Raw genomic sequence first — 9,932 nt, 5'->3', positions numbered from 1 at the left:
GAGTAAACGCGATCCGCCGCCAGTTTACAAGCGCCGCTCTATGTCATTGAAAGTAAACACGCTTTTTCGCGACCGAGACTCGCCAGTCAAGATGTGTATAACGAGATGGGTTGTGGTGGGCTCCCACTCAATGCAGGTCACACCGCTGGCTGCATAGTGGCGACGCTTCTCGAGTTTGCGCGCTTCGTATTCGACGTTCCCGCTCATCCCGTAGACCTCGATGACAGTCTCGGGACACACGTCATTGAGGATGAAGTCGGGATGGGTCGCTGCATCGCCGACGTGGCGAAGCGGCTTTGTGAAACGCCGCGATTCGTCCACAAGTCGATTGGCGAGAGCGACTTCGTATGAGGAGTCGCAAGGCAGGTAGGTGCGGCTCAGAAGCATAGCGGCTGCGTCGACGAGCGTAAGTGTTCCGGACGCGCTTCGCTCGAGCACGAGCAGGGCAGCATTGCGGCGGCTTGTGTCCCCGATTGCGCTGAACGCGCCGGCGAACGAGGCCGCGAGCTTGTCGTGGAGCTGCTGCGACATGAAGAGGCGGGCGAGGTTGCTCTGGCGGATTAGCACCTGAAATCCGTACTTTCTCGGTTTGAATTCCTTGATTTCACACAACAGAGAGCCACGGCGCCTTGTCTCCTTGTCGCGCACGACGCGGCCGAGGAAAGACTGAAATCGGGCGTCGATTTCGGCCTTTCGGTCCTCGGCAAACGGCTCCATTACGTGCACGATCCCAGACATGGGCTTTGAGTTGATGCTGCCCCCGTCGATCTGTGCGCTCAGGCGTGAGAAGCAGGTTCCGCAGCTACGATAACGATCCCCATGCCATTTGTGCAGATTCGCGCCTTCCCAGAGATATTCGAGGAACGCGAGTAGCCCCGCAGACCGTCGCTGCGTCCCCGCGCGCCGGGCGGTCGAGCCGCCTCCCGGCACTGGACCGGACGTCCGCACGGTAACCGACACGTCGAGTTTGGCGTTGAGTCCGGTAGGTCCGGGGATGAATGGGTCTGCCGCGTCGAAAACACCGGGCGCCGAGCGACGCTCGTCCTCGAAAAAGGTGCAGTGGTCTTTGTCGTGCTCGTTGCCGGTATTGGGCCAACGCGCCAGGATGAGCCCGGCGCCGAGTGCGCGCACGACAAGCTTCGGTCGGCTAGCGGAGCACAGGCAGTTCGCATGCCCGTCGATGCGCTTTGCGCGCTCGAGCTCGGCGGCGAAGCGCGAAGGGTCTTCCTGCACCGCTTCCAGCTCCTGCGTTTTACCGTTCAGAAGAACGAGTGGCATATCTGGTTTGTTGTCGGGACGGGTCAGGTGACAGGCTCAAGGCCGAGCACAGGGAAGTCAGTGTGGGTGCGATCGTCCAATTCGCGGCCGGCCAATCGTACTATCTCTGGTCATGTCGAGTGTTCGGACGGCAAAAAGCCCTCTCGGCCGAGCAACCGTCGCCATGCATTAGGAAAGAAGTGTCGAAATCCGCCGATGAGGGTTGTCGTGAGATAGAACCCCTGTTGCACGAGCAGGCCATGTGCACCGAGGTGTCGAAGAACCATGATCCCCACGATGCTGAACGCGAGCCAAATCGGCCAAGTCAAACGCAAGAGCTTGCCACCCACGCTGTTGGTAATGGCGCCGGCAATGCCCAGCACGGTCGCGAACCACTGTAGCTCTTCCCACATTTAAATCACCGTGACGTTCGGACGTTGCGACGAATACATACGCCCGATCCACCGCCGTGTCCCGTTGACCTTGCTGATCTCGCCTTTGTCGGCATAGAGGCGAATGATGCGAGTCGCTGCGGCGTCAGCGACCCGGAATGGATCGGACGGGCCGCGTTTGGGATGACGTTGGAATTCGGAGAGCAGGACGCGGCGGACGTCAAACGCTTCGAAGGTGCCGGCTGCCATGCGCTGCTCGACCGCTTGGATTGTTGCCGCGGGCACTTCGTATCCGTGGACTTTCGTTGCGAAAACCTCGTGACGGAGAACTGCATCGCTCGCAGCTTGACGTCCCAAAGATCAAAGTCGAGGGCGATGCCCTGCTGTTTACAGAAGTCGTTGGCGAACGCGAATTGCGCCGAAGAAAGGCACTCGCGGGTGCTTCGTGGCGTCGGGACGCTCCAACGATTCGAAGGCGTATCCAGCGGATCGGATGGCAAGTCGCGAAAGTAGCGCGCGCCCTCCGCGATGGCGTCAGCTTCACTGATGTCCTGCAGCCGCTCTACCCGGACGTCTTCGATTGGGAGCTCGAGGCGGGACGCCCATTTCGGCATGAGATGTGCAGCGGACCAGCCGCGCGGGCGCGCGTTCAACAATTTTCCGTAGTCGTGCGCGGATATCGCGACCTCGCGCGACACCTCGTCGCTCCGGTACCCAACTGTGGCGAAGTACTTGCGGGCGCCCCGGCTCATGCCGCTCGGCGACCGCCGCTACGCGGAAGGCTTCGCCCCCCCACAAAGCCTCACCTTTCGCGATTGCGCTGGAGCCGGCGATCGAGAAAGGGCCAGGGTTGATCGGCAAGCGCATCTGCGTCTTGCGACCTTCGAGGATCCCGAGCACGTCGATGTCGCGCAGGATCATTCGTTGAACATCCAACGAATGACGTGGAAAGGCGTCGCGCGCACTCATAAGAGCAGCGCCGTAGGCGGTGTGAAATCCCAGACCACGGTCGACCACTCAGGCACGCACTTCGCGTGGGACCCGGCGCCGTGTGGCCACGCGAGCGCCACGGCACGCCCTGGTGTGGCGCGCCGAGCGTCGTGGTCCGTGCGATGAAGGCATTCCACGAGTCGGCGAGCTCGCGCGCGGCGATCTCTGTCGGCGCGGCGTACCAGTCGTTTTGAGCAGGGAAGTGAAGCGCCCACAGCGGGGTATTGGGTCGGTCGTCGGTTGCCGCGACGAGCCGAAGCGGTGTGACGGATCTGAGTTGCATGTGACCTCCGGATGGGGGATGCATTCACATTAGCGTCGCCAACGGAAAGTCAAGACAGCGACTGTCGCTCAGTGTGATTCAATTGGAATTGTTCTTTTAGACGATAAGGCGAGAAAAATAGGGGGGCTTTTGGACGCCGATTTGCTCAAAACAGCATTAAAATGCGACTCGATAAAACCAATGAAACCGACGGTAGCTGGCGTCACTATCAATTCGCCGAGTATCGTTTGGTTGATGCGCGTAGTTTTCTGAACAAGTCCAACATCAAGGGACACTATGTCTTCGTATAAAGAGCTTCTCCAGCAACGCCAAGCACTCGAGCAGCAAATCGCCGATGCGAAGGAGCGTGAATTTGCGCAAGTCGTCGACGAACTCAAGCAGAAGATGGTGGACTATGGCATCACGCTGGCGGATCTCGGCCTTGCGACCAGTCGCGGCAAGGGCAAAAAGAGCGTGAAGGCGGCAGAGGCCAAGTACCGGGATCCCGAATCGGGCGTGACCTGGAGCGGTCGCGGTAAGCCGCCTCGTTGGATTGCGGGCAAGGAACGCGACACCTTCAAGATCTAGCAAGGATTACGCTATTCGAGCGGCAGCGTGCCGCTCGTTGGGCTCGCGATCGGTGCAGCGGCGCAAAGAATTGACGGCGCTCGACCTCCTGGCGGAGCCCCTTGTGACTGAAGTCCTTCGGTTCGCGCTTGAGCACGCTGATCCGGAATGCCGATTCGTCGGCCTGCAGCAAGCCATCGAGCTGCCTGGTGATGTCGGGCGTGAGCGCATCGGCGAGCAGTTGCGTGATGCGCTTGCGCTCTCCTGTCACGACCCGCCCGACCATGCCCTGGAGGAACGTATAGATGGGCGCGACGATGCACTGCTGGTTCAGATACTGAAGTGTTTCGGGCAGGATGTAGATCGGCTGCGTCGAAAGCATCGCGATGCGCTGGCGCGGCTTTCCAGTTCTTCCCTGGCGCTGCTGTCGCAGAGCCGGAAGCCGAGCAGCTCGAGGACGGTGTGCTGCAGGGCACGCCGCGTCGGGTACGACGGCAGGTTGATGGCCGCCGGGTTCCTGCCGGGGAAATGCCGACCCAGTATGTGCAGCAGATCGTCGCGGACGGCATCCTGATCGTAGTCGAAGAACTGGCGCTTGGCCTTGAAATAGCCAAGCTGCAGCGTCAGATGCACGGCGACCGAGGTAGTGCGCGAATGAACCGCGTGCCGTTCGGGCTCGCTTAGGTCGAAGCAGGTCTGCCGGTCCTCGTCGGTGAAGCGTGGCAGCCCATACAACTCGTCGATCTCGTGCTGGGTTAGGATTGACAGGCGATGGGAGTCGGCGGGAATGTGAGAATTTCTGGTTGGATCCTCATCGGCTGAGCGAAAATGACGCCTACGAACACATGCGCTCACGTGCCACGAGCCTCCGGGTGGCGGTCGGCGAGGTCGCTACGATGGTGATCGACGCCCATGAAGCGATGGAAAAGCTCGGCCTGAGGAAAGCATCCAAGCCCGGCACAACGGGCTGAAGTCGCGCACCTGAGCGCCCGGTCGGACCGGCTCGATGCATTGCACGGCGACATTCTCGGGGCCGTAGCCGCACGCGAACTCAATCTGCCCCGGCGCTAACGACCACGATCCGCCCGATGGCCGCCCGGCCTTCGAGTCAGGATGCGCATGGCCTTCTCGATATGGCGTCGCGCGTTGATCGCGTCCCCGGGTTGATTCGCACGACACGGAAGTACCGTCAAAGGCGGCCGTACGTGCTGCCACGACGGCGCGCGACGCCAGTGTGCCAGTGTCGCTTTCATGGCAGCAATAATCGGCAGCGGCTGGAAGATCTGCCGTATCGCCGTCGCTCTTGTATGCTGTTCTCTCGCCTGTATGGTTTTCCACACGTCGTAGAGCGCGCGGATTCCAGCCGGATTGATATTCGCGGTCGCACTTATACAACCGGCGCCGCCGATGTGTAGCGCTTCAGGCAGAAAGGACTCGCTCGCGGGAAAAACGGCAAAGCCATCTGCGGCGAAGTTATCGATCATGACCTTCGTGTTCGCCCAGTCGCCCGAAACAGTTGCTGCAGGAAACGGCCCAATTTTCAGGGCCCTCGCGCAACGTTGCACGTCCGCAACTGTGCCCAAGTTGCGCACGCACGTATGTTGCCCCGCTGCGGATTCGATCAGGCAAATACGATCTTCCAGTCCCGCTTCATGCTGACGACAGTAATGTCGTACTCGATCGCCTTGTCGAGTGCCTCGGAGAGCGGACTCAATTTGAACTCGCGGTCGTAAGCAAACTCGCGCTCGCCGTCGTCGTGATGAAGCAGGAGCGCAAGACGCGGTCCCGTGCCCCCCTTCGTGTAGCGCATCATCGCCAGGTCGCCGTCCGAATTGCCGAATGCCAGAATCGGACGCCGGCCGATGTGCAGACCAATGTTGGCGGCCTTCGCTTCGCGATCGTCGAAGCTTCCGAGCTCGCCAACTTTCATGAGGTGCGATCGCCCCTCTTTGATCTCGAACCGCAGCTTCATGCTGGATCCGATCACCTGTTCGCGGGCGATCCCGTAGCCTTCCTCGGCGAATGCACGCATCATATCGACACCGCCGCCCGAGACGATGTAGGTCTTGAAGCCGTTCTCACGCAAGTAGCCGAGCAGTTCCACCTGCGGACTGTACGTGCACTGCTTGAACAGGCGCCCGTATTTCGGATGGCGGGCGGACGCAAACCACGCGCGCGCAATAATCTCAAACTCGTCCTCACTCATCCCCGCGTGCGTAGCCGCAAACAACTCCATTGCGGCCTGCTTCCCGAGCCTGAGCAGCGTTGCGAAATCCTGTTCGAGGAGCGCTTTGAAAGGCTCGCGTTCCTTCACCGACGGATCATTCGCCACCAGTTCCTTCACACGGTCTATCAGGAAGAATATCTGCACCTGGATTGGCTGCTCGCACCATAGCGTACCGTCGTTGTCGAATACCGCGACGCGCTCGGCGGGTGGGACGTATTCGACTGCGCCTTCCTTCGTAACACGCGCAACGAAGTCGACGATCGTCGACTTAGCCACGCCGTCGTTCCAGCTTTCGAGTGCCATCACTTTCCCCTATCTATTGGCGGACCTTCTGGAGCGCGTCGCCGAGGCGAACGTGTTCAGCGTCTGGCTGGACAGGAACATCCTGGACTGCTTGACGAACTTCGCCATTGAAATGCGCGACATCGACGAAGTGTGCGGCGTGGTTTCAGGCAAAGTCAGGCACATCGACAGCGCCGCCGCCATGACGTAGCCTCATGCCTCCGACTCCCAACTGCTCAGTTTCTTGCGAGCGGTTCCCATGTTGCCAAGATGATAGACCGCTACTCCGGCAGGTGAGAACGCAAACGCCGCGAACCTCTCTTCGAGCATTTTGTTCAGGTAGGCCTGAGAGGCGATGCCAACGGTGACATGTGGGTTGAAGTTTCTCCCGGTCCCGTTTGGCACGTAGGCCGCCACGTAGTCGATGGTCGGTTGGTTAATCTCGGGGTCCTCGGTCGTGGTGACAAACGCAGCTGCGGTCCCCGTACTCTCGGTGAACGGGGCGACGGCGTCGATCAGTTTCTGTTGGAACCCGATCAGGTCATCGCTTGGCTCAATTACGATGCCGGCGAGGCCGATCTCCTTCCAGGGCAAATAGTAGTACTTGTACGCGCTCAGTTCCCAGCTGGCCGGTTTCTCACCGGCCAGAACTTTGTCGACCGCCTCGTAGACCCTATCAGGTCCGCCGTCCTGACATACCGCTGCAAGCAGCTGATGTGTGGTTGATGGGTCTCATCCAGGGCGAAGCCATTGGGAAAGCTCTTGCGAAGCCGCGCGTTGGCGGCCTCTGCGTTCTTCATCATCGTTGCGTCAGGTTCGAGCAAAATATCGATGGCGGTGACCGGGATTGCTCTTAGGTCCGAGGGTTGATTCACGATGTCCTCCTGAAAGCAGACACAGATTCGCGATTCGCGTCGTTTTCCGGTCGAATCGGAATGACTCTACCCTGCTGAACGATGCAGCCGAACCAGGCTAGGAGCAGTGTGGCGTGAGCAGTCTTTTGCGATTAGCCCGGAACATAACTATATGCTTCCACTTCGATCCGAGCTAGGACACCAGGCGAGTGCTCTACTCGGCGGAGATCCTGCACCAGGATCCGCAATGGCGCATGCTTGCTGAAAGAATGGCTCGCCATGACGTTCGACGATCATCGTAGTCGACAGCTCAAATAGATGGTCGAAACGACGAAGGCAGTCATGAAGTACGCTACGACGAGCACCAATGTGCTTACCCCGACGAACTCCGCTGCGACCACCAACGCGATGCCGACGTGTCGCATTGCGCAGGTGATCGCCAGCGCCGTTCGGTCGTTCGGGTTGGGTCCGCCAAGGACCTGACCGATGAACAACGCGGCGACCATCAGCGCCACGAGCGCGAGCACGCCTTGCCAACTGAGCCCCACGAGGTGCTCCCTATGGACGCCCAGCAAGGTGATCGCGGAGACTGCCAGGACGATCCACGCGATCATCATGACCCGGTTCGCCACTCGGTCCGCGGATACGGGGAAAATGGCGCGAAGCCCCATGCCGATCAGGATTGGCAGAAGAATGGTCTTGGCAATATCCGTTACCACAGTGCGTATCGACAGCTGCACTTCAACGTCGAACCAGGCGCTCAGCAGCGCCGTCCACACCGGTACGGCCACGATCGCCACGAGCGAGGACGTGAACAGCAGGCTAAAGACGTACTGCTCGCTACGCAGCTTCTTCAGCCTCCTTGGGAGCAGCGGCGCGCCCGCTGACACGGCGAGCGCCAGCATTGCCGCCTTGACCCCTCGCTCGATGGGCATGATCAGCACGAGACCGAACGCGACGAGCGGAACGAGCAGATACATTGCCGCGAGAGAGCGGAACAGTAGCCTGGGCCGCTGCCACACATAGGTTACTTCCGAAAACGACGTTCCCGCGCCGACGCAGGCGATCAATACGCCGACGGCGAGCTTGAGCAGGATCAGTACGATTTCAGTCACGACACTGGCGCCTTCGAACAGGTAAATCGACCATGTGATAATCAATGCGACCGGCAAACCGATTACCACACGCTGCGTCTCTTAGAGCAACCTGACGACGATGCTCATAAACAGGAAGCTACCCGAAAGGGCCATGACCAACGCGACGAAGAAAGTCGGCCGCCAGACACTTACAGCATGATACTCAGGCAGACTGGCGACCAGTGCCCAGTACTCGATCGTTCCCAATACCATTGATACGGTGCCCAGTCCCGTCAGGAACAGGCCAATGTTTCGAGGACTATGCGGATGCGCCAGATGCACGCCGGCTTCCCTGAATCCTTCGAGGAGCTTATAGATCGTAAACCCGAAGCTGATCATGGAGAGTGCGGTGCGCGTCCACGCCATCAGCGTGCGGTCGGCCGCCATCAGCGTGCGCGTCGTTGCGAGGTCAGTCCGTTCTTCGGCCAGCTGATTTGCCGAGCGCGCTTCCACTTTAGTCACACCAGCCTCCGCATGAAATTGTGGGCCTGAATTGCGGCAATACAATCCAGATGCTGTCACGAATCAGAAGGCCGGTGGCTTGCATCAAGGTTAATCTAGTGCATGAGACGCTCGATTGCGAGAACGCGGCGCATTGGAACAGTACTTAAGTACTTGCTCCATAGGCCCGACTGCGCGCAATCATTTTTAAACGCCTTGTACAGGTGAATAGCGCAAAAACGAGCTTCGAGCGCAAGATGCGGCTTCGCGCAATGCGCATAATTCAAAAACCTCAAGTTAGGTTTGCATTCCGCTCGCAAGCCGCCTTTAATACGAATCACGTTTTCTCTACGATGTTCCGTTTCCGAATTCCTGTTCGCTAGATGTTGACGTGCCTGACGCGTGCCGGGCGATCTATCAATAGTCTGACAATCAACGGGTACTACGGCGATGGAGGCCACGTTGCGCTCACATACTTCGTCATCGGCAATTGACGACGGTTCACAGCTGGCCGCAATCCGGTCGCCGGACGCCCCCCCGCGCTTCCATTTGCTGGCAAAGCCCAGCGGCTCGACCTGCAACATCGACTGCAAATATTGTTTTTTTCTGTCCAAAGAGGCGCTGTATCCGAATGAAAAACATCGGATGTCTCAGGCGACGCTGGAAACCTATATTCGTCAACTTCTGGAGTCACATCGCACGCCGGAGATCATCGTGGCCTGGCAAGGCGGCGAGCCCACGCTGATGAAGGTCGAGTTTTTCAGGCACGCGGTCGAATTCGTCGAAAAGCACCGCAGGCCCGGACAGGTGGTGAAACACACTTTCCAGACCAATGGCATTCTTCTCGACGACGAATGGTGCGAGTTTTTCAAGGAACATGATTTTCTCGTCGGCCTGAGCGTTGACGGTCCGCGCGATCTCCACGATACCTTTCGCATCGATCGTCGTGGGGAAGGCACCTTCGATCTGGTGTTAAACGGCTGGAGGCAATTGCGCAAGCATGGCGTCGAATTCAACATTCTTTGCACGGTCAATTCCGCCAACGAGCGGCACGGCCGCTCGGTTTATCGCTTCTTTCGCGATGAACTCGGCGCGAGGTGGATTCAGTTCATTCCGATCATCGAGCGTGCAACGGAACAGACCATTCAACTTGCCAACGGCGGCTGGAGCGAACAGGCAGGCCGCAAGCGCGTGCTCTACACCCAGACCGGCAATCTCGTCACGAATCGCTCGGTCGGCGCGAAGCAGTATGGACTCTTCCTCATGGACATCTTCGAAGAGTGGGTGCGCCACGACGTCGGTCGCGTCTTCGTGCAATTGTTCGATGTCACGCTAGAGGCCTTCTTCGGTCGCCATTTGTTGTGCATCCACGCACCGACCTGCGGCCTTGGCCCCGCCCTCGAGTACAACGGTGATCTGTATTGCTGCGATCACTTTGTCGAACCCGGATACCGGTTGGGCAATATTCACGAAACGCACATGCTCAAGCTCATGGCGTCGCCCGAACAGCGTAAGTTTGGACTG

At 59.3% G+C, this 9,932-nt stretch carries 14 protein-coding genes and 1 pseudogene; 4 read left to right on the top strand and 11 right to left on the bottom strand.

Features of this window, described 5'->3' with window-relative positions; genetic code table 11:
- Nucleotides 1-24 precede the first annotated feature (24 nt).
- The 3 genes from HV670_RS28520 to HV670_RS28510 all read right to left on the bottom strand — a co-directional run bounded on the left by HV670_RS28520 (nucleotide 25) and on the right by HV670_RS28510 (nucleotide 1,898).
- Nucleotides 25-1,278: a DUF1173 family protein gene (locus HV670_RS28520; protein ID WP_175108308.1), complete on the bottom strand. Its 1,254-nt coding sequence runs from the start codon at nucleotides 1,276-1,278 to the stop codon at nucleotides 25-27.
- 110 nt (nucleotides 1,279-1,388) lie between these two features.
- Nucleotides 1,389-1,670, bottom strand: a complete 282-nt coding sequence (locus HV670_RS28515) for a hypothetical protein (protein ID WP_175108307.1) — start codon at nucleotides 1,668-1,670, stop codon at nucleotides 1,389-1,391.
- Nucleotides 1,671-1,898 (bottom strand): hypothetical protein, encoded by a 228-nt coding sequence (locus HV670_RS28510; RefSeq protein WP_175108306.1) that lies wholly within the window; start codon nucleotides 1,896-1,898, stop codon nucleotides 1,671-1,673.
- 1,300 nt (nucleotides 1,899-3,198) lie between these two features.
- On the opposite strand from HV670_RS28510, the gene HV670_RS28505 reads away from it, so the two are divergent.
- Nucleotides 3,199-3,489, top strand: a complete 291-nt coding sequence (locus HV670_RS28505; RefSeq protein ID WP_175108305.1) for an H-NS histone family protein — start codon at nucleotides 3,199-3,201, stop codon at nucleotides 3,487-3,489.
- Here HV670_RS28505 and HV670_RS28500 read toward each other — a convergent pair.
- Both HV670_RS28500 and HV670_RS28495 read right to left on the bottom strand, forming a co-directional pair.
- A complete protein-coding gene (locus HV670_RS28500) occupies nucleotides 3,479-3,850 on the bottom strand; it encodes a hypothetical protein (RefSeq protein ID WP_175108304.1) in 372 nt (123 codons plus the stop codon). The two genes, HV670_RS28505 and HV670_RS28500, sit on opposite strands and share 11 nt — an antisense overlap.
- On the bottom strand, nucleotides 3,799-4,203 hold the full coding sequence (locus tag HV670_RS28495) for a DUF4158 domain-containing protein (RefSeq protein ID WP_175108303.1): 405 nt from the start codon (nucleotides 4,201-4,203) through the stop codon (nucleotides 3,799-3,801). The genes HV670_RS28500 and HV670_RS28495 overlap by 52 nt, the downstream gene beginning before the upstream one ends.
- Nucleotides 4,204-4,271: 68 nt before the next feature.
- Between HV670_RS28495 and HV670_RS28490 the strand changes: the two are divergent.
- Nucleotides 4,272-4,439 (top strand): annotated as a pseudogene (locus HV670_RS28490) (ANTAR domain-containing response regulator); the annotation flags it as partial.
- A 96-nt stretch (nucleotides 4,440-4,535) separates the two neighbouring features.
- Here HV670_RS28490 and HV670_RS28485 read toward each other — a convergent pair.
- Together HV670_RS28485 and HV670_RS28480 are read right to left on the bottom strand one after the other, a co-directional pair.
- Nucleotides 4,536-4,952 (bottom strand): dihydrodipicolinate synthase family protein, encoded by a 417-nt coding sequence (locus HV670_RS28485; RefSeq protein ID WP_175108302.1) that lies wholly within the window; start codon nucleotides 4,950-4,952, stop codon nucleotides 4,536-4,538.
- 137 nt (nucleotides 4,953-5,089) lie between these two features.
- Entirely contained in the window at nucleotides 5,090-5,998 is a 909-nt protein-coding gene (locus HV670_RS28480) for an HAD family hydrolase (protein WP_175108301.1), read from the bottom strand.
- A gap of 16 nt (nucleotides 5,999-6,014) precedes the next feature.
- Here HV670_RS28480 and HV670_RS28475 point away from each other — a divergent pair, with 16 nt between their 5' ends.
- Entirely contained in the window at nucleotides 6,015-6,188 is a 174-nt protein-coding gene (locus HV670_RS28475; RefSeq protein ID WP_175108300.1) for a hypothetical protein, read from the top strand.
- A 2-nt stretch (nucleotides 6,189-6,190) separates the two neighbouring features.
- Here HV670_RS28475 and HV670_RS30685 read toward each other — a convergent pair whose 3' ends face one another.
- The 4 genes from HV670_RS30685 to HV670_RS28455 form a co-directional block, all read right to left on the bottom strand.
- Nucleotides 6,191-6,571 carry a hypothetical protein gene (locus HV670_RS30685; protein WP_217478549.1) on the bottom strand — a complete coding sequence of 127 codons (381 nt, stop codon included), beginning with the start codon at nucleotides 6,569-6,571 and terminating at the stop codon, nucleotides 6,191-6,193.
- A gap of 553 nt (nucleotides 6,572-7,124) precedes the next feature.
- A complete protein-coding gene (locus tag HV670_RS28465; protein ID WP_217478548.1) occupies nucleotides 7,125-7,946 on the bottom strand; it encodes a bile acid:sodium symporter family protein in 822 nt (273 codons plus the stop codon).
- Nucleotides 7,947-8,027: 81 nt separating this feature from the next.
- The gene (locus HV670_RS28460) at nucleotides 8,028-8,420 is read right to left on the bottom strand and encodes a YidH family protein (protein ID WP_217478547.1); all 393 of its coding nucleotides are present in this window, start codon (nucleotides 8,418-8,420) and stop codon (nucleotides 8,028-8,030) included.
- A gap of 104 nt (nucleotides 8,421-8,524) precedes the next feature.
- Entirely contained in the window at nucleotides 8,525-9,022 is a 498-nt protein-coding gene (locus tag HV670_RS28455) for a hypothetical protein (protein ID WP_175108298.1), read from the bottom strand.
- Between HV670_RS28455 and HV670_RS28450 the strand changes: the two genes are divergently transcribed.
- The coding region (locus HV670_RS28450; RefSeq protein ID WP_246258057.1) for an anaerobic sulfatase maturase at nucleotides 8,958-9,932 on the top strand (975 nt) is incomplete at its 3' end. The genes HV670_RS28455 and HV670_RS28450 overlap by 65 nt on opposite strands.

The sequence above is a fragment of the Pararobbsia alpina genome, assembly GCF_902859895.1.
Lineage (GTDB): Bacteria > Pseudomonadota > Gammaproteobacteria > Burkholderiales > Burkholderiaceae > Pararobbsia > Pararobbsia alpina.
This window is presented reverse-complemented; position numbering and strand designations above follow the sequence as displayed.

What these genes read in the sequence shown, in the direction of transcription:
- HV670_RS28480 (WP_175108301.1), bottom strand. Translation starts at nt 5,998, where the DNA reads ATGGCACTCGAAAGCTGGAACGACGGCGTGGCTAAGTCGACGATCGTC.
- HV670_RS28500 (WP_175108304.1), bottom strand. Translation starts at nt 3,850, where the DNA reads ATGCTTTCGACGCAGCCGATCTACATCCTGCCCGAAACACTTCAGTAT.
- HV670_RS28505 (WP_175108305.1), top strand. Translation starts at nt 3,199, where the DNA reads ATGTCTTCGTATAAAGAGCTTCTCCAGCAACGCCAAGCACTCGAGCAG.
- HV670_RS28510 (WP_175108306.1), bottom strand. Translation starts at nt 1,898, where the DNA reads ATGGCAGCCGGCACCTTCGAAGCGTTTGACGTCCGCCGCGTCCTGCTC.
- HV670_RS28520 (WP_175108308.1), bottom strand. Translation starts at nt 1,278, where the DNA reads ATGCCACTCGTTCTTCTGAACGGTAAAACGCAGGAGCTGGAAGCGGTG.
- HV670_RS28485 (WP_175108302.1), bottom strand. Translation starts at nt 4,952, where the DNA reads ATGATCGATAACTTCGCCGCAGATGGCTTTGCCGTTTTTCCCGCGAGC.
- HV670_RS28515 (WP_175108307.1), bottom strand. Translation starts at nt 1,670, where the DNA reads ATGTGGGAAGAGCTACAGTGGTTCGCGACCGTGCTGGGCATTGCCGGC.